Below are 19,508 nucleotides of genomic sequence, written 5' to 3' on the forward strand. Positions count from 1 at the left end.
ATGCTGCCTGCACTTGATCTAATTTCATATGAAGTAGGTGTTAGACGTGACGGGTAACCTTGAACTTGACCGCACACACATAATGGAATCAAAGACACACCGGAGACGGGCGCTAATGTTCTCTCTTATACCCGGGATGGGGCAAATATACAACAAACAGTATGGCAAAGGGGCACTCTTTTTCCTGTTTGGCGTTTCTTTTCTACTTGTGTTTTATGATTTATTCAATATTGGCTTCTGGGGGCTGTTCACACTTGGTACGATGCTGCCTCGTGACAACTCTGTTTTCCTTTTAGCAAAAGGAATTATTGCACTTTTAACAGCTGGATTTGGCATCGGTTTTTATGTACTCATGATACGTGATGCATTTATGAACGGAAAGAAACGTGATCAAGGGGTTCCGCTTCATTCCATCCGTGCTCAATACCATCAGCTCATCGACCAAGGCTTTCCTTACTTAATGAGCACTCCTGCTTTCTTTTTACTTCTATTCTCTGTTGTCTTTCCTATTATGTTCAGCTTTGCGCTGGCCTTTACAAACTATGATTTATACCACTCGCCTCCTGCCAATCTCATTGATTGGGTAGGCATCAAAAACTTTCAAAATATCTTTTCAATCGATATTTGGAGAGACACATTCATTGATGTACTAGGCTGGACGGTTGTATGGACGTTGGCTGCATCGACCCTTCAATGTGCTGTCGGCATTTTCCTAGCGGTTCTGCTCAATCAAAAAGATTTAAAAGGAAAACGGTTTTTCAGAACGATTTTGATTCTGCCGTGGGCTGTTCCAGGATTTGTGACCATTTTGGTGTTTGCTGGATTGTTTAACGACACGTTTGGTGCGATCAACAATACCCTTTTTGCATCGATTGGAATTGATCCAAAACCATGGCTGACAGATCCATTTTGGAGCAAAATCGCTCTTATTGCGATGCAGACTTGGCTTGGTTTTCCTTTTGTGTTCATTATGACAACTGGCGTTTTGCAGGCCATTCCTGAAGATTTATACGAGGCTGCAACCATTGATGGGGCAAATTTCTTTCAGAAATTCCGTTCCATTACATTACCGCTTGTCCTCTATTCAATTGCACCTATATTAATCACGCAATATACGTTTAACTTTAACAACTTTAATATCATCTATTTATTTAATGGCGGGGGGCCGCCTGTTGCTGGATCCACAGCGGGGGGAACAGACATCTTGGTGTCTTGGATTTACAAACTGACGATGCAGTCTTCTCAATATGCACTCGCTGCCGCTGTTACAATCTTACTGTCAATCTTCGTCATTGCCATTGCACTTTGGCAGTTTAAGAGAACGAATTCATTCAAAGAGGAGGACATGATGTGATATGGGATCAAAACAAAATAAGCTCATTCGCCTGAGTATCACTTATTTCATCCTTTTCATTGCCTCCGTTTGTATTCTATATCCACTCCTTTGGACGATCGGCGCTTCCTTTAATCCTGGGAACAGCCTGATGAGCACAAGCATGTTTCCGAAGAATCCAACGTTCAGCCACTTTACAGAACTCTTCTTCGGTCAGGGGGCACTTTATGCAAAATGGTATTGGAACTCAATGAAAATCAGTATTGCGACTATGCTCTTAACGTTGATCCTTGTCAGCTTTACAGGTTATGCCTTTTCTAGGTTCCGATTCAAAGGACGCAAGAATGGACTGATGCTCTTTTTGCTGCTGCAAATGATTCCTCAATTTTCAGCGCTGATTGCCATATTTGTATTGGCTCAAATGCTTGGACTCATTAACAGCCATCTTGCATTGATTTTGATTTATGCAGGCGGACAAATTCCGATGAATACGTATTTAATGAAAGGCTATCTTGATGCGATTCCAAAGGATCTTGATGAATCAGCCAGAATGGATGGCGCAGGGCATTTCCGGATTTTCATCCAAATTATTATGCCACTTGCCAAGCCGATTTTAGCCGTTGTTGCCATCAACTCATTTACAGGACCGCTCGGTGATTTCATTATCTCCAGTGTCATTGTCCGCTCACCCGAAATGTATACGCTCCCAATCGGTCTATACAATCTTGTATCAGACAAAATGGGTGCCAGCTACACGACCTTTGCAGCAGGGGCTTTACTCATTGCGATTCCAGTTGCTTTATTGTTTCTTGTTTTACAAAAACAATTTGTATCCGGCCTCACACAAGGCGGGACAAAAGGATAAGGGGAGATTTGATGAAGAAATGGTTGCTTGTCACTGTTGTCGTTTTCTTTCTGATGGGGTTAGGTATTCTGCCTGAAGCAAAGGCTGATACGATTTCGGTGAAACCGATCAATGGATTGCAAGGTGATTTCATCAAAGGAGCCGATATCTCCATGCTCGCAGAAGTGGAGCGAAGCGGCGGCAAATACTACAACCAAAACTGGCAGCAGGTTGATCCGCTCAAGCTATTAAAAGAGAAAGGTGTCAACTATGTGCGCATCAGACTCTGGAACCATCCATACGACAACCAAGGCCGTGCCTATAACGGGGGGACAAACGATTTAAATACCGCCATTGCTCTCTCGAAACGTGCAAAAGCACAAAACATGAAAGTGCTGCTTGATTTTCACTACAGTGATTTCTGGACCGATCCCGGTAAACAGTTCAAACCGAAAGCTTGGATCAATCTCTCCCAAAGCGATTTAGAAAAAGCTGTTGGCACTTACACAAGCGATGTACTTAAAGCGATGAAAGCACAAAATGCCCTACCAAATATGGTACAGGTCGGGAATGAATTAAATTCAGGTATGCTTTGGCCGAACGGAAAGAGCTGGGGTGAAGGCGGCGGTGAATTTGACCGACTCGCTGCTTTGCTAAAAGCGGGGACAAATGCTGTCCGCTCTGTCGATTCAAACATCAAAGTCATGCTTCATCTTGCACATGGAGGGGACAATGGTGCATCTCGCTGGTGGTTTGATGAAATCACGAAACGAGGCGTTTCGTTCGATACGATCGGTTTATCTTACTACCCGTATTGGGACGGGGGATTTAGCGGTCTTACTAACAACATGAATGATATTAGCGCCCGCTATAACAAAGATGTCATCGTGGTAGAAACCGCCTACGGCTTTACAACAGCAAATGGTGACAACCTCGATAACTCATTTAACCAAGATTCAGTCAATACGGCCGGTTATCCAGCATCACCACAAGGGCAGGCATCTTTTATACGAGATCTATCAGAAAAAATTTCACAAGTAAAAAACAATCGCGGGAAAGGGTTCTTTTATTGGGAGCCGCTTTGGATTCCAGCAAAAGGTGCTCCGTGGTCTAGTCAATACGGGCTCGCTTATATTCAAACAACCGGCACAGTCGGGAATGCTTGGGAAAATCAGGCCATGTTTGATTTCAACGGAAAAGCCCTGCCTTCTCTTGATGTATTTAAACAAATGACACCGTAATTAAACAGATAGGACGTGACAAAATGGGAAAGCGTTACCCACTCGTTCACCCAGATGTGAAAGGCTTTTTGCATGGTGGCGACTATAATCCTGATCAATGGCTTCATATGCCGGAGATCATTGACGAAGATTTTCGATTAATGAAGCTTGCACACTGTCAAACATTCTCTATCAACATTTTCGCTTGGAGCAAGCTCGAGCCAAAAGAAGGGGAATATGATTTTGCCTGGCTGGATGATATCATGGATCGCTTGGCAGCGCAGGGAGCTCACGCCATTCTCGCCACGCCAAGCGGAGCAAGACCTGCTTGGCTCTCGCAAACATATCCAGAAGTCTTACGCGTTGAAGCAAACCGCCAGCGCAACTTACACGGACTTCGCCATAATCATTGCTTCACCTCACCGGTTTATCGAGAAAAAACGAATACACTCAATCGTTTGCTTGCTGAACGCTACAAGGACCATCCAGCGCTGATCATGTGGCACATTTCAAATGAATACGGCGGCGAATGTCATTGTGATCTTTGCCAAGAAGCATTTAGAGACTATTTGAAAGACAAATACAACCATGACCTTGAAGCTTTGAATCAAGCATGGTGGACGGGATTTTGGAGCCACACCTTTACCGATTGGTCACAAATCGAGTCACCAGCCCCTCATGGCGAGCACATGATTCATGGCATGAACCTAGACTGGAAGCGTTTTGTCACAGCACAAACGATCAATTTTTATCAAAATGAAATTGAACCGCTACGAGAATTAACACCTCATGTGCCAGTAACCACCAATTTTATGGGCGACTATCCGCATATGCGTCCTTTTCTTGGACTGGATTATCATCAATTTGCAAAAGAAGTCGACGTGATCTCATGGGATAGCTATCCAGCATGGCATAGCGGCAGAGAATCCACTGTAGAATTAGCGTCAAACGTCGCCTTCGTTCACGATTTGTATCGTTCATTAAAGGGCGGTCAGCCGTTTCTTGTGATGGAAAGCACACCAAGCCTCGTGAACTGGCATGAAGTGAATAAGGTGAAGCATACAGGAATGGCACACCTCTCTGCCATGCAGGCGATTGCCCACGGGTCCGACTCCGTCCTTTATTTCCAGTGGAGACAAGGCCGGGGCGCCTCTGAAAAATTCCACGGCGCTGTTGTGGATCATTCAGGACATGAACACACGCGTGTGTTTCAAGAAGTCGCTGATTTAGGAAAACAGCTGGAGCAGCTTCAACCGATTGCGGGTACATCCGTTCAACCAGAGGTCGCCATCATATATGATTGGGAAAACCATTGGGCAATTGATGATGCGCAAGGCTTAAATAATACCAACAAACGCTATGTAGAGGCTTGCCAAACTCACTATCGTAGTTTCTGGAAAAAGGGCATCCCTGTTGATATTGTCGGGATGGAAAAGGACTTCTCATCCTATCGAGTGCTTGTGGGACCAATGCTCTACATGATCAAACCAGGCGTGGCAGAAAAGATCGAAGCATTTGTCAAAGAGGGTGGCATTTTTGTGGCAACGTACTGGAGCGGCATGGTTGATGAAAACGACCTCTGTTTCCTCGGTGGTTTCCCTGGCCCTCTCCGCCATGTACTTGGTGTTTGGGCAGAGGAAATCAACACATTGATGCCAGATGAACACGTTTTAATGACCACAGGAAATGGACGCACCTACCATGTCGGGCAATATTGCGAATCCATTCACCCAGAATCAGCCTCTGTGTTAGGGCATTTTGAGAATGGCTGCTATGAAGGACAGCCCGCCCTTACTGTCCGTCCATTTGGCAAAGGGAAAGCATACTATATGGCTTCTGAAAATGAGCAAGCGTTTTATGATGATTTTTACGAAGATCTCATCACAGGAATAGGGATAAAGCCGATCCTCTCCTCTTCAATTCCAGAGGGAGTCAGTGTACAGAAACGAACAGATGGATCGCAGGACTTTGTGTTTATGATGAATTTTACAGAACAGCAACAGAACATTTCACTAGATTCAGCGGAAAGCTATGAAAATATGCTGACTGGACAGCATACATCTCAACAGTTACAACTGAATCCTTACGAATACGTTATTTTGAAAAAATAGTGTGAAAGAAGCGTCCATTCAAAGGGCGCTTTTTACTTTTTGTTGAATCTAAATACCTATATATTTTCTCCCGGTAGTAGATTGTCAATAGAAGTATTATTTTTTATCTAAATTTTTTGACATATTGAACACCGCACCATGATTGGCCTCGCCATCCTTTTTTACCATTGTATAGGTATGAAAGCGGTTGCCTAATACTCATATTTTTGATACTCTTTTTTTCAATGCAAATGTGGGATTGCATTGGTAAAAAAACAAACAAATGTAAACGGTTTATTGTAGGGGGAGGGGCTTATGTTAACGTTTGTTGGATTGTTGATTATTTTAACGATTGTTGTTTTGCTGATTTGGGGGAAAGCAAGTCCAATTGTCGCCATGGTCATGGTGCCTTTAATAGGGGCGCTCATCGCAGGATTTGGTATCAATGACATTCAAACTTTCTTTGAACAAGGGATTATCAAAGTTTTGCCAGTGGCGACCATGTTTATCTTCGCCATTTTATTTTTTGGCATTTTACAAGATACAGGGTTCTTTGAACCTGTAATTAAAGCGTTAATCAAGCTGACAAAAGGGAATGTTGTCACAGTTGCGATGGGAACTGCCTTGATTGGAGTCATCGCACACTTAGACGGAGCAGGCGCTACAACCTTTTTATTAACTGTACCTGCACTGCTTCCACTTTATAAAAAATTACATATGAGTCCTTATTTATTGCTATTGTTAATCGGAACGAGTGCTGGATTAACCAATATGATTCCATGGGCTGGCCCCACAGGACGGGCAGCTAGTGTCCTAAATATGGACCCATCTGAACTGTGGGTACCGCTTATTCCCATTCAGCTGATCGGGGTCGTGCTCGTATTAGGAATGGCATTCATTTTAGGAAAAAGAGAAGAAAAACGAATTCGGGTGAAAATCGCGGCAAATGAAATAGCTGCTGTCCAATTAGAAGGCGCCGATTGGGATCGTGCTATTCAATCGATCAGCGAAACAGGCGATGCGTCTTTAAAGCGTTATCACTTAATGTGGGTCAACCTCATTCTATTTTTAGCTGTTGTTGTCCTTCTCGTGCTGAACGTGATTCCTGCTAGTTATATGTTTATGATTGGTCTTTCACTAGCACTTCTGATTAACTTTCCAAATGTAAATGTACAAATGGAGCGAATTAAGGCGCATGCTCCAAGTGCACTAATGATGGCAGCTGTAATTTTCTCCGCAGGTTCTTTTTTAGGAATTCTTGAAGGAACGGGCATGCTGAAGGCGATTGCAGTGGACAGTATTCACATTTTGCCAGCTTTCTTACTGCCATTTTTACATATCATTGTGGGGATATTTGGGGTTCCGCTTGATATGCTGACAAGTACGGATGCCTATTATTATGCACTTCTGCCGATTGTCGAATCGATTACATCAGAGGTTGGTGTGTCAGGGACATCTGCAGCATACGCCATGATGATTGGAAATATCATCGGCACCTTTGTCAGCCCCCTTGCACCTGCTGTATGGCTTGCCATCGGTCTTGCAGGGGTCGATATGGGGAAACATATCCGCTACTCCTTCTTTTGGATGTGGGGGTTCAGTATCGTTTTACTCATCATCGCCAAACTGATTGGCATCATATAAAAAAGAAAGACATGCGCAAACCAGCGCATGTCTTTTTCTTTGAATTATGAAGGATACTCACTCGTGTGAATGTCTGTTTTCGGTTTTCTAATGAGTGACATCAATCCAACGATTAGCAACAAGATCATCGGAACGAAAGCAAGACCAACAGTTCCAATTAAAAGAGTCACAGCCGAAACCAAGAAAAGAATACCAGAAAGCACGGCACGGCGGTCTGTTTTCAAAACAATCACACCAACAAGGGCTAAGACAGCCGCAATTGCGGAAACAACCATAAACTGAACGCCAAAGGCATGAACCGATGCCTCAAGTGTTTCAACTGGCAAGGCGCTGCCTTCCTCTTTTAACACTTCATTCAATTCTTCATAAACTGCTGGGTCCACAGAGAGCATCAATGCCCCAAAACCAACACCAATTACGTTGAGGACAATACTGATAATCCCCATAATTTTTTCACCTTTACGCTTAATCATTGATAGAAACCTCCTAAAAAGTTAAATTAACCTGTTTTTACTTCTCGCTTTTGGAAGACGATTAAAGCAACCGCCAAGAAGATGGCCCAGTAAATGACTAGGACCGTTAGTGAGAATCCTAGGGACATGCCTTCGATATAAGTAGGTGTTTCTGCGAAATACTGTACAGGATCGTTGGCAAACAATAAGTATTTCGCCCAATCAAAGAAGAACATCAAAATGCTTGTGATGGATGCTCCGACAACATAGGCTAATACACTAATCGCTATGGAAATGGCCTCACTTCTAAACACCGTTGAGATGGCAAAAGAAAGTGTCCCTAATACAACAAACATAGCACAATGCGCCAAATAATAAGAGACCATATTTGCAAACTGAGACCGTTCAATGACTTCACCATTTTGATAAGCTAAATACACATAATCATGGTTTAGTCCAAAGAATATCGCACCTAAGATAAAGGATAAGATAAATAGGACAGCGATCAAGAAAAGTGAATATAGTTGAACGGTAAAGTATTTAGACAAAAGAACCTTCAACCTGGATGGCGGACGAATCAGTAATAATTTAATTGTACCATGCTTATATTCAGCCGAAACAATTGTGGCTGCAATAATAATCACAAATACACCGACCAGCTGAAGCAAATTAGCATTTGTTTTCACATAAGTCCATGCATTTTTACCGAATTGATCGGCTGGAGGTAGATCATGTTTGATTCGATACTCATTGATCGCTATATCGGTTTCAAGGGATCTCTTATAAAATCCTATATTATCCTCTTTCAATTCTTTCTTATTTGCTTTATTGATTTCTTGCAACTCAGTTTTCCAATCACCGGATGCTTGATCTCCGTCATTTGTCTTAACAGCAAAAATCAACGTCGCAATCATACCTAAAACAAGAAGCCCAACCATAATCCAAGTACCCACACGATAACTGATTTTCATCCACTCGTTTTGAATGAGGCGAATCATACGTCTGCCTCCTTTTTACCTGTTAAGCTTAAGAACTTATCTTCTAAGGTTTGTTTTTCTATTTTGATTTCGTACAAATGAATAGAAGCTTCGCTCAAATGACGAATCAATTGTGGCATCTTCTCTTCTAGGATGGAGAAGAATAAGTACTGCTCCTCTTCTCTAACTGTGATGCCTTCCTCAAATGCTTCAATGAGCTTTTGAGCTTCTTCAAGCTCACTTGATGCTACTTTCATTCGATAATTGACCAAATCATCCTGCTTCGTCTCTGCACGCTGATCCTCAATCGCAATCAGCTTTCCTTTTTGGATAATGGCGAAACGATCACACATCAATTCCATTTCTGACATGAGATGACTTGAAACAATGACAGCAAGCCCTTCTTCCTTTGCCAACCTTCTCAAGTAATCTCGTATCATACGAATTCCCTCTGGATCTAGTCCATTGGTCGGCTCATCTAAGATTAGCAGTTTCGGTTTATGTATCAATGCCTGAGCAATCCCCAAACGCTGCTTCATTCCTAATGAAAACGTACGGACACGCTTATGTTTCACATGCTGCAAACTAACTAGTTCTAGCAGTTCATCAATTCGACCTTCATCCACTTTTCCATTCATTCTGGCAAAATGAACAAGGTTTTGTCTTGCCGTTAAATGATTATACATTTCTGGATTTTCAATAATTGCACCGACATCTTGGATGGCATGCTGATATGAGGTTTGAATACTATGACCATTAATCAGAATGTCACCGGATGTAATGGGAGAAAGACCGACCATCATGCGAATGGTTGTCGTTTTTCCTGCGCCATTCGGCCCTAAGAAGCCAAAGACTTCGCCCGCTTGGACAGAGAAACTCAAGTCTTGAACAATCTTTTTCCCGCGAATATGCCTAGATACATTTTGCAGTTCTAAAACGTTCGTCACGTTACCTCTCCTTCTTTGTCTAAGTATCATCTATCATCTATTTCCTGATAAACACCATGATCCGTCAAAAATAGAAGAACACTTCCATATGGTACAGCAATGCCCAAAAGTTGTGAAGGGGATTAGGCAAAATTTAGAGAATCATCTGCCTTTTTTAAGGTAGAGTTAAGAAAAGCGTGAATTTTTATAAGAAAAGAGGCTTGATTTTTTAAAAAAAGAATGATTTTCAATAGGTACATATGTATGAAATGATGTTTAAGATTATACCTTTCACCTATAAATATCGAAATAAAAAAGAGGCTGATGATCGACAGCCTCTTTTCATATATTATACTTTCTTCACAAACTCCGATTTTAACTTCATCGCGCCAAAGCTAGGAATTTTACAATCAATGTTATGATCGCCTTCGACTAAACGAATCCCTTTGACCTTCGTCCCTATTTTTAAAACCGAAGAAGAACCTTTGACTTTTAAATCTTTAATCACAGTGACCGTGTCACCATCACTTAATAGATTTCCATTCGCATCTTTGACAGCAAGCTGTTCCTCTGCCACTTGTTCTTGTTCTAGCGACCACTCATGCGCACATTCAGGACAAATAAGCATGCTGCCATCCTCGTATGTATAGGTTGAACTGCACGATGGACAATTCGGTAGATTAGACATTTGTGTTTCCTCCAACTTTCTTTTTCATTTAGAACCATTTTACCACATTTCTATAGAAAGGGATGTGATAGAAAAGGAAACATTTTTCATCATTTACTTATCTCTTCCAAATGTCATAACAGCCGCAATATTCCTTGCTGTTCTCTCTACATGCACACTAGCATCATACATGGCTTCAGCCAGAGTCGTGACGCCAGGGACAATACTAAAAAGTGCATCAATGCCATGATCATGTACGACTGCACTGTCTTTTGAGAGGGACCCAGCGATGCCAATCACAGGGAGTCCATATTGTTTCGCAGCTTTGGCTACACCGATTGGCGTTTTGCCGTAAATGGTCTGTTGATCAATCCGCCCTTCCCCTGTAATGACTAGGTCAGCGTCCTTTAGTACGTCAGCAAAATGTACGGCTTTCAGTACAATATCGATTCCCTTTTGCAGATCAGCCTGTAAAAAGCCTAATAAACTCGCGCCCAGTCCTCCTGCCGCTCCTGCACCTGCCGCATCCCCAAAGGAGACATGAAGATGCTGCTTAGCCACTTGTGCAAAATGAGATAAATTCTTGTCCAACAGTTGAACCATTTCTGTATCTGCTCCCTTTTGAGGACCGAACACAGCAGACGCTCCTCTTTCACCCGTTAAAGGATTATCCACATCACACGCCACTTCCAGACGGACTGATCGCAATCTTGGATCCAGTCGAGATAGATCAATAGAAGCTAATTGATTCAGTGATCCACCGCCCGGCGTGAGGTCTTGGCCTGCTTTATCGAGAAAAGAAGCACCTAAACCTTGCATCATGCCAACGCCGCCATCATTTGTTGCGCTTCCGCCAAGCCCAATGATTAAATGCTTCGCTCCTTTATCCAGCGCTGCAAGCATTAATTCTCCTGTCCCTCTAGACGTCGTGAATAAGGGGTTCCGTTTTTCTGGCGGGACAAGATGTAATCCTGATGCTGCTGCCATCTCTATGACAGCTGTCTGCCCATCTCCCAACATACCAAAAAAGGCATCCACAGGTTTGCCAAGCGGGCCTGTGACCACTTGATTGACAATGGTTCCGCCTGTCGCATCCACTAACGATTGAACTGTGCCTTCTCCTCCATCTGCCATTGGGATTTTCATATATTCTGCATCTGGCAAAATAGAGCGAAATCCTCGTTCAATGGCACATGCTGTCCCATAAGCAGATAAACTTTCTTTAAATGAATCTGGTGCGATCACAATTTTCATCCAAAAACCCCTCGTTTCTCATTAAGTCCTCAGCCGAACAGCTGGAAAATACCAAAGATAATGGTCGATACAACGGTTAATGTCAAACCAATTAACGATTCAAAGGGCATTAATTTCAACCGTTCTTTTATATCCATTTGAACACTTCCAGCCGTTGCATGGAAAAAGCTTCCGTGTGGCATATGGTCTAGCACAGTTGCGCCAGCGTGAATCATAGCTGCGCCTGAAAGGGCAGATACACCAAGACCAATAAGAGTTCCGCTAAATACACCACTTGCAACTGCCGTCCCTGCAGTTGTCGAAGCTGTGGCTGCTGACATAAAAATTCCAGACGTTGGTGCAAGCAAGTAAGGAGGTAATCCCGAAGCGTCAAGCGCCTGAATAAATACCGCTTTCATGGAAGAATTCGATACAATTCCAGCTAATGTACCTGTCCCTAGTAACATGATCGCTACACCTGACATTTTATGCAGCCCTGACATCGCATAATCATTGAGAAACTTCCCTTTTTTCATGAAAAGAGCGCCTACAATTCCTCCTATTGGTAAGGCAATCATTGGATCAATATTTATTTGAAACAACGGTCTCAAGGCTAACAAGAGAATGGTCACAAGCGGGCCTACAAGCGCTTGTAGAAAACCAGGTACTTGAACCTCGCCTTGGTCAGCTCCCTCTTCCAAAACAGGTGTCCCTTTATTCGCAAGCTTTTTGGCTAAAACATACGTGACGGCTATCCCGAAAATAGCCGGTATGACACCTGCCGCCATCAGGGAAGTAAGCGGGACACCAAAAGCATCAGAGGCTGCAATGGCATTCGGATTCGGTGACATGATATTCCCCGCCTTCCCTCCTCCAATCATCGCAAGTAAAATACCCGTTTTAGAAAGTTTTGCACGCTTGGCAATGGCAAGTGCGATTGGTGCTACTGTAATGACTGCTACATCTACAAAAACACCCACCGTTGTTAAAATCATTGTTGCAAGTGCGAGTGCTAAAAGTGCCCTCGCCTCTCCAAGTTTTTTCACGATGGCCTCCGCAATAGATAACGCTGCACCCGACTCAATTAAGACCCCTGCCAGTACACCTGCCGCCATGATTCGAAGAACAGCCGGAATCATGTCCTTTGCGCCTTCCATCATGACGTTCACGGTCTGCACAACATCTACACCGCCAACCAAACCGCCAATAAATGCGCCTGCCAGCATGCCATAAGCAGGTGATACTTTTTTTAGAATGAGAACAATAGCGATCACAAGCGCAGTCAATGCGCCCAATGTACTTACTGTCACATCTCCACCCATACTCCATCCCTCCTGATTGTCTTTTCTTAATTGTAAGCGTTTACTTGTCGGGATCGAGTTGTGAATCTAGATGAACTTCTTTTATTTATTTCTTCATCCAGTTGTGCAAATGCACAATTAAGACAGTTGATTGTCCAATTGTGCTATGTACAGCTCCATCAACTGTTTCACATGACGAGGATCTTTTCCGGTCAATGCCTGGATTTTATCTAAACGATATCGCAGTGTATTACGGTGAATAAATAGACGATCAACGATTCTTTGTAAATCCCCGCCCTCTTCAATGTAAACCTTTAACGTTTGAACGAGTTCCGTTTCTTGTATCAGCGGATGATAAAAATCACTCCACCGTTTGCCCTCTTTGGCGGCTCTCGCTTTTATAAACAAGCTTTCAAGCTGATAAGATTCAAAAACATATATGCTTTCCTCTGGATGGAGCACCTTTCCTAACCGCAGGGCTTCTCTCGCATGCTGAAAGGACAACGGTAATTGACTCATGTCCTCAGCGACAGTTCCTACACCCACTAGCACTTGTCCATCAACTGCACCTGCCATTGTTTGTTGCAGCTGTTCGATCACATGCTTGAATTGATGGTCACATATCGGCTGTCTTAATAGGATCAATTCATGACGGAAGGTCATGCCTAGTAAATCATCCGCATTCTTATCGTATTGAATGGCATGCATCATTTTGTGTACAGTATCCTCGGACGATGGAATCGGCTGAAAAACAATAGCCATTCGCCGCTTGTCTAAATCCATTCCAAGCCAGTCAGCACGATGCTTCAGCTGATGATCACCCATGTCAGATTCGGAGATGAGCTGATTCACAATTTCACTCTCTATTCGCTGCCGCCACTGGAAGCGTTCAAGTAGAAAAGACTGCTCTAATACGAGCTCAGCTGCCATTTTCACCAGCTCGGCATGATGACGAATGTCCCCTGGCTCACCCGTAATCCCAATTACACCAACGACTTGTTCGCGAAAGCAAATAGGCAGATTGATTCCAGGCCTCACGCCTTTTAAGCAGCGGGATGTCTCCTGATCAATCTCCACACTATCTCCGCTTGACAGCACTAGACGTGCTCCATCATGTTTTTGTCCAATCCTTTTTCGTTCACCAGACCCAATAATGACACCATCTGCATTCATGACATTGATGTTTTGATGTAAAATATGCATCGTACGTTCAACCATCTCTTGCGCCAATTCACTGGTTAAAAATTGCATTCAGCATCTCTCCTGAAGGGGTTTTCATTCAATGTATCATAGTGTCATTGCACAATAAATGCAAAGCTAAAAAAAAACAGCCATTGACAAAGATACGCCAAAAAGTGTTTAATCGAATCAAGGGACCGACCGACAGTCTAGTCAAAAGAAAGGATGGCTTTATGAGAACCGTTAAACATCCTGAGGAACGCAAAAATGATATCTTAAATGCAGCAGAGAAGCTTTTTTCAACCAAAGGCTATCAGCAAACCACAATTATTGACATCCTCAAAGCCGTTGGCATTGCAAAAGGCACATTCTATTATTACTTTACTTCCAAAGAAGAAGTGATGGATGCAATCATTGACCGGATCATAAAAGCAGATATCATCGAGGCAAAGCGTATTGCCGCTGATCCAGATATCTCAGTGGTTGATAAATTATTTCGCATCATCATGGCACAATCTCCTAAACAGGGCAGCCATAAAGAAGGCATGATCGAACAATTTCATCAGCCTGCTAATGCAGAGATGCATCAAAAAAGCTTGATCAAAGCCATTACAGAGCTATCACCCGTTTTAGCAGAAGTCATTCAGCAAGGGGTAGAAGAAGGGATATTTCAAACGGATTACCCGCAAGAAACTGTCGAATTTCTCCTCGCTTCTGCACAGGTTATCTTTGATGAGGGACTTTTCCAATGGACCACAGCGGAAAGCATACAACGAGCTCTAGCATTTATCGCAATCCTTGAAGCCTCATTACATGCAGAAAAGGGGAGTTTCTCCTTCCTTCTCCAACGTTTAACTGGAGAACCGGAAGACAATAATCAGTGATTGGTCACTTCAATACCAATCCTGCATACATTATAGACTGACGGTCGGTCTAAAAGGAGAGTGATTTTCATGTCGTTATCAGCCAAAAATGGTTCCACCCACTTTATCTACCTCGTGCTCGGGCAAATTATTTCCGTTTTCGGGTCTTCCTTGATTCGTTTTGTTCTATCTTTACACGTCTTGGATATGACACATCGTGTTGATTTATATGCTCTGCTTTTCGCTTTATCCAATATCCCGCTCCTCCTTTCGCCATTAGCTGGAGCAATTGCTGACCGGTTTAACAGAAGAAATTTGATGATTTTATTTGATGTTCTTACTGGCATTATGATTCTGTCTTTTTATTTCTGGTTATTTTCAGGTCATGATTCACTTTATATGATTGGAGCCGTCATGATTCTCCTTGGTGTCATGAGTACGTTTTATGCTCCTGCTGTGATGTCCAGTATTCCTCAGCTAGTGAAAGAAGAAAAATTAGAACAAGCGAATGGCATCGTGAATGGCGTACAGGCCCTTTCAGGTGTTGTCGCTCCTATCATTGGCGGCGTTTTATACGGACTCATTGGGAGCCAGGTCATCATAGGCGTTAGCAGCATTGTATTTTTTCTATCAGCATGCATGCTTTTACGGTTAAATATCTCTTTCTCACCTAGCCCACTCGCAGAACCGATGACCAAAGTACTCTTGAAAGATATGAAACAAGGCTTTTCCTATATCGGAAGCCAGTCATTTTTAAAAAGAGCCATGCTGCTTGCAGCGCTACTAAATTTCATCCTCACACCATTTTTTATCGTTGGAGGTCCCATTATTTTAAGGGTCACAATGAAAAGCAGTGACATCATGTATGGAATAGGAATGGGCATCATTGAGTTTGCCGTCATCGCAGGCGCCCTGCTAGTTGGTCTTGTAGCGAAACATTGGCGGATTCCTACTTTGTATCGCTGGCTGCTCGTCATCGCAGTCATTTTGCTGCCTGTTGCTTTTTCAACATCCAAGATGGCTCTTCAATTTGGTACATTTCCAGCCTATTTTCTCTTTTTAGCAGGGTGTCTCCCAATTGCCATGCTGCTCACCATGATTTCGATCGTTGTCATCTCACATGTGCAAAAGAAAACACCCAATGCTCAATTAGGAAAAGTCATGGCCAATCTAACAATGGTCTCTCAATGTGCTGCACCGCTCGGTCAAATGATGTATGGGTTCTTGTTCAACACTTTTTCCGCTAGCATGTATGTGACCGTGTTAATCGTGAGTGCCTTGATGTTTGCACTTGCCTTCCTTACAAAAAATATGCTTCGACATGAAGGAGAATCAGCCTCATGAGATTGACGTTTATCAAGAAAGACCTAACCCGCCACCGTCTCATTTCAATCGGCTTAACCCTTTGCATCATGATGACATCATTTTTAGCAACAAGCGCTGCGCAAATGACGGCCCAGCTGAATGGTTCCATTTCTGATCTACTCCAATCAGCCAAAGCACCAGACTTTGTCCAAATGCACGATGGCAGCTTAGATGAAAAAGCGGTCGATATATTTTCAAGTAAACAGTCGATGGTGAAGGCACATCAAATTGTTCCAATGATTCCGATCGAACACGTCAGCATCAAGTTCGGGCAGGAGCCTGCTCAAGCGGGTGTGATGGATCATTTATTTGTAAAGCAAAATCGCTATTTTGATTTCCTTTTAAACGAACGAAATGAAAAGCTCACTGTAAATAAAGGAGAAGTAGCAGTCCCTATTTATTTTCAACAAAAATACCATTTAAAGATTGGCGAAAGGTTACTCATTTCAAAAGGCTCTCATCAATTCTCTTTTCAAATCAAAACGTTCTTACGAGATGCCCAAATGAATCCAAGTCTTGTCAGTTCAAAGAGATTTCTTCTGCATGATGCGGACTGGGTGGCACTGAATCAAGTGTTTCAAAAAAAGGAGTACTTAATTGAATTTTTATTGCATGATGCTAGTCAAGCAGATGCTTTTCAATCACTCTATCAATCATCTGAGCTGCCACAACAGGGGCCTTCTGTCACATTATCCCTGCTTCGCATGCTGAATGCTCTAACAGATGGTATGGTGATCGCCATTCTCCTTCTTGTCTGCTTTCTGCTCATTAGCATTTCCCTCCTCTCTCTTCGTCTCGCTATGACGGCCGCTATAGAAGAGGATGAACGTGAAATTGGAATCTTAAAAGTACTAGGAATCCCTTTATCAAAAATCAAACAATTATACGTTGGGAAGTATGCTGTGCTTGCCTGTATAGGGTGTATAGCAGGATATTTGATGACACTCATGTTTGGTGATTTGTTTACAGCCAATATTCAGCAATATATGGGGAATCGCTTCTCTTTTATTCATCAGGTGATTCCGCTTTTGGTGTCAATTTTGACGGCAATGATCGTCATCTCATTCAGCTATACTGTCCTAAGGAGATTTGGTCAAATATCAGCCGCTCAAGCTATTCAAGGCGGCATAAGCTCACCAAGCCGTAAAAAACAAATTCCTATGTACCTCCAGAAAAACAGATTCCTCCCAGTCAATTTTTGGTTTGGATTGAAAGATCTGTTCTCGCGAATAAAGATGTATTCAACAATTACATGTATTATTGCGCTTTGTACATTTTTAATGTTAATGCCGATTCAGTTATGGTACACATTACAATCACCAGATTTCATCACATATCTTGGCTCTGGAAAAAGTGACCTTCGAATTGATATTCGGCAGGGAAATCATTTAGAGAAAAGTACAAATAAAATAGAGTCTATGATTAGCGTAGACCAAGACATTCAAACATCTGCCGTCTATGAAACAACTTCTCTACAAGCCAAAACAATGGAGAATACATTAGAAACGCTCTATTTAGAAACAGGTGATCTATCAGCATTCCCTCTCACCTATTTACAAGGACGGGAACCGTTGAAGGAGGAAGAGATTGCTTTATCGGTGTTGAGTGCTGACTCACTTCAGAAAAAGATAGGCGAAAAAGTCACTCTCGCCACAAATGGACAGCAAGTTCAAAAAATGGTTACCGGCATTTATCAAGACGTCACCAACGGAGGGAAAACAGCTAAAGCATTATCTCAGCCTTTTCCTCATTCATCCCTTTGGAAAACCATTCAAATACAATTAAAACAAGGAATAGATATGGTAGGGAAAAAAGCAGCACTTGAAACAAATATGTCTCCTGCAAAAGTGACAGATATGAAAGAATATGTGCATCAAACAATAGGAAGCACCGCATCTCTAGTAAAATTGATTGCATTATTTTCAACCATCGCAGCTTTTGGAACAGCCAGCCTAATGTTAATGATGTTTCTGCACATGTTAAGGGCGAAAGATTTAAATCGTACTCACTTGTTAAGGACGATTGGTTTTTCTCAAAAAGATTTAACCTATCAATACTTAACAAGTTTTATCGTCGTTCTCTCTATTGGCGCCTTCATTGGAGCAATCGCTGTTCATACTATTGGTCCGGCGTTGATGAGTGCAGGCGGAGCATCATTAGGAGCATCCAGCCTTCAGTGGTTAGCCCCAAAATGGGTTTGGATCGTGTATCCTCTCCTGCTGTTTATAGTGAATTTAACTGTCATCTCGTGGTTATTGAAGTCCTTTTTTTCTAGTAAAATCAGTCGTCATACTCTTTCATAAGGAGATGTTTCACATGGAACAATTAATTGAAGCGAAGCAATTGTCTTTACAAATTGATTCATTAAAAGGACAAAAACAGACCATTCTTAGAAATATTCACTTAACCATTAAACGTGGAGAATTTGTCACCATTATGGGACCTTCAGGATGCGGAAAAACTTCTTTGCTTTATCAACTTAGCGGTATAGAGACATCCTCCAGAGGAGAAATCAAATATAAAGGTCAACTGCTATCAGAAATGACAGACAAACAGTTAACAGCTTTACGCTTATCAGAGATGGGATTCGTCTTTCAACACAGCCACTTACTAAAAAACCTCACTCTATTTGATAACATCATTGCTGCAGCTTACTTAGCGAAGAAAATGCTGAGAAAAGAAATCAATGAACGAGCGAAATATTTAATGGAGAAACTTGATATTGATCATTTAGCTGATAGATATTTATCAGAAGTATCAGGAGGACAGCTCCAAAGAGCCTCTATCTGTCGAGCTCTTATGAATGAACCAAACATTCTTTTTGCCGATGAGCCCACAGGTGCTCTTAATTCAAGCACCACAAAGGAAGTCATGGATATTTTTTCACAAATCAATTCTGAAGGAACAACTCTGCTTCTCGTCACCCATGATCCAAAAGTGGCCCTTTGCTCTGAAAGAATTTTGTTTATGAATGACGGTGAAATTTCAGCCCATTTAAATTTAGGAAAATACGATCGCTTTACCGCTGAGAAACGAGAGGCCTTGTTAAACAAGTGGTTACAAAACTTAGGGTTTTAATTGGTGTCAAACAGGCAGAAAGCTGCCTGTTTTATTTTTTCTTACACTCAAAGGAGTAATCCATAGTCAAACTATTTGTTTCTAGTATGATTTTGCCATCTTCTTGTTGACAAGATTCTGTCAGCAACTCAATTTCTTTGCTATAAAAGTATCTCTTTGAGATATAAAGAGTGACTAAAACAAGTAAAAGCGTCGTCATCACAATTGTCATTTGCCAGTTTAACATTTGAAATCTTTTTTTCATTTCAACATCCTTTCTGAAAGGTCAACACTTGTCTCGGATATTCACCTTTCTCTGTAACTTCCAGTTTCTTTTCCAAAATCATCTAGCAACAT

Annotated in this window: 17 protein-coding genes; 9 read left to right on the plus strand and 8 right to left on the minus strand. The window is 42.2% G+C overall.

The features are described 5' to 3' along the window. Nucleotides 1-82 precede the first annotated feature (82 nt). The 5 genes from NST73_RS18670 to NST73_RS18690 all read left to right on the plus strand — a co-directional run bounded on the left by NST73_RS18670 (nucleotide 83) and on the right by NST73_RS18690 (nucleotide 7,131). Nucleotides 83-1,354: a sugar ABC transporter permease gene (locus tag NST73_RS18670; protein WP_186365904.1), complete on the plus strand. Its 1,272-nt coding sequence runs from the start codon at nucleotides 83-85 to the stop codon at nucleotides 1,352-1,354. Between the two features lies 1 nt (nucleotide 1,355). Beyond that, nucleotides 1,356-2,198, plus strand: coding sequence for a sugar ABC transporter permease (locus tag NST73_RS18675; RefSeq protein ID WP_007497274.1), 843 nt, complete (start codon nucleotides 1,356-1,358; stop codon nucleotides 2,196-2,198). Between the two features lie 11 nt (nucleotides 2,199-2,209). After that, on the plus strand, nucleotides 2,210-3,418 hold the full coding sequence (locus NST73_RS18680) for a glycosyl hydrolase 53 family protein (RefSeq protein WP_144679007.1): 1,209 nt from the start codon (nucleotides 2,210-2,212) through the stop codon (nucleotides 3,416-3,418). A gap of 23 nt (nucleotides 3,419-3,441) precedes the next feature. Continuing rightward, complete coding sequence (locus NST73_RS18685) at nucleotides 3,442-5,508, plus strand: beta-galactosidase (protein WP_144679006.1); 2,067 nt, start codon at nucleotides 3,442-3,444, stop codon at nucleotides 5,506-5,508. Nucleotides 5,509-5,802: 294 nt separating this feature from the next. Then, nucleotides 5,803-7,131 carry a citrate:proton symporter gene (locus NST73_RS18690; RefSeq protein WP_024720446.1) on the plus strand — a complete coding sequence of 443 codons (1,329 nt, stop codon included), beginning with the start codon at nucleotides 5,803-5,805 and terminating at the stop codon, nucleotides 7,129-7,131. Between the two features lie 44 nt (nucleotides 7,132-7,175). Here the strand turns inward: NST73_RS18690 and NST73_RS18695 are convergent, their stop codons facing one another. The 7 genes from NST73_RS18695 to NST73_RS18725 form a co-directional block, all read right to left on the minus strand. Next, nucleotides 7,176-7,604: a DUF4064 domain-containing protein gene (locus NST73_RS18695; RefSeq protein WP_024720447.1), complete on the minus strand. Its 429-nt coding sequence runs from the start codon at nucleotides 7,602-7,604 to the stop codon at nucleotides 7,176-7,178. Nucleotides 7,605-7,630: 26 nt separating this feature from the next. Then, on the minus strand, nucleotides 7,631-8,581 hold the full coding sequence (locus NST73_RS18700) for an ABC transporter permease (RefSeq protein ID WP_047946708.1): 951 nt from the start codon (nucleotides 8,579-8,581) through the stop codon (nucleotides 7,631-7,633). Next, the gene (locus tag NST73_RS18705; RefSeq protein WP_008347360.1) at nucleotides 8,578-9,507 is read right to left on the minus strand and encodes an ABC transporter ATP-binding protein; all 930 of its coding nucleotides are present in this window, start codon (nucleotides 9,505-9,507) and stop codon (nucleotides 8,578-8,580) included. The genes NST73_RS18700 and NST73_RS18705 overlap by 4 nt, the downstream gene beginning before the upstream one ends. A 328-nt stretch (nucleotides 9,508-9,835) precedes the next feature. Further along, a complete protein-coding gene (locus NST73_RS18710) occupies nucleotides 9,836-10,174 on the minus strand; it encodes a zinc ribbon domain-containing protein YjdM (RefSeq protein ID WP_129547988.1) in 339 nt (112 codons plus the stop codon). 93 nt (nucleotides 10,175-10,267) lie between these two features. Next, nucleotides 10,268-11,407 (minus strand): glycerate kinase, encoded by a 1,140-nt coding sequence (locus tag NST73_RS18715; RefSeq protein WP_144679005.1) that lies wholly within the window; start codon nucleotides 11,405-11,407, stop codon nucleotides 10,268-10,270. 29 nt (nucleotides 11,408-11,436) lie between these two features. Beyond that, nucleotides 11,437-12,708 carry a GntP family permease gene (locus NST73_RS18720; RefSeq protein ID WP_144679004.1) on the minus strand — a complete coding sequence of 424 codons (1,272 nt, stop codon included), beginning with the start codon at nucleotides 12,706-12,708 and terminating at the stop codon, nucleotides 11,437-11,439. Between the two features lie 117 nt (nucleotides 12,709-12,825). Then, nucleotides 12,826-13,938, minus strand: coding sequence for a sugar diacid recognition domain-containing protein (locus NST73_RS18725; protein WP_301232096.1), 1,113 nt, complete (start codon nucleotides 13,936-13,938; stop codon nucleotides 12,826-12,828). 161 nt (nucleotides 13,939-14,099) lie between these two features. Between NST73_RS18725 and NST73_RS18730 the strand changes: the two genes are divergently transcribed. The 4 genes from NST73_RS18730 to NST73_RS18745 all read left to right on the plus strand — a co-directional run bounded on the left by NST73_RS18730 (nucleotide 14,100) and on the right by NST73_RS18745 (nucleotide 19,172). Next, entirely contained in the window at nucleotides 14,100-14,750 is a 651-nt protein-coding gene (locus NST73_RS18730) for a TetR/AcrR family transcriptional regulator (protein ID WP_008347371.1), read from the plus strand. Nucleotides 14,751-14,819: 69 nt separating this feature from the next. Further along, on the plus strand, nucleotides 14,820-16,073 hold the full coding sequence (locus tag NST73_RS18735; protein ID WP_144667415.1) for an MFS transporter: 1,254 nt from the start codon (nucleotides 14,820-14,822) through the stop codon (nucleotides 16,071-16,073). Beyond that, the gene (locus tag NST73_RS18740; protein WP_144679002.1) at nucleotides 16,070-18,397 is read left to right on the plus strand and encodes an ABC transporter permease; all 2,328 of its coding nucleotides are present in this window, start codon (nucleotides 16,070-16,072) and stop codon (nucleotides 18,395-18,397) included. Before NST73_RS18735 ends, NST73_RS18740 begins: the two co-directional genes overlap by 4 nt. Before the next feature lie 13 nt (nucleotides 18,398-18,410). Further along, the gene (locus NST73_RS18745) at nucleotides 18,411-19,172 is read left to right on the plus strand and encodes an ABC transporter ATP-binding protein (RefSeq protein ID WP_144679001.1); all 762 of its coding nucleotides are present in this window, start codon (nucleotides 18,411-18,413) and stop codon (nucleotides 19,170-19,172) included. A 31-nt stretch (nucleotides 19,173-19,203) separates the two neighbouring features. Here the strand turns inward: NST73_RS18745 and NST73_RS18750 are convergent, their stop codons facing one another. Beyond that, nucleotides 19,204-19,416 (minus strand): hypothetical protein, encoded by a 213-nt coding sequence (locus tag NST73_RS18750; protein ID WP_017359929.1) that lies wholly within the window; start codon nucleotides 19,414-19,416, stop codon nucleotides 19,204-19,206. Nucleotides 19,417-19,508 lie beyond the last annotated feature (92 nt).

This window comes from Bacillus sp. FSL W7-1034, from assembly GCF_038593365.1.
Taxonomy (GTDB): domain Bacteria; phylum Bacillota; class Bacilli; order Bacillales; family Bacillaceae; genus Bacillus; species Bacillus altitudinis.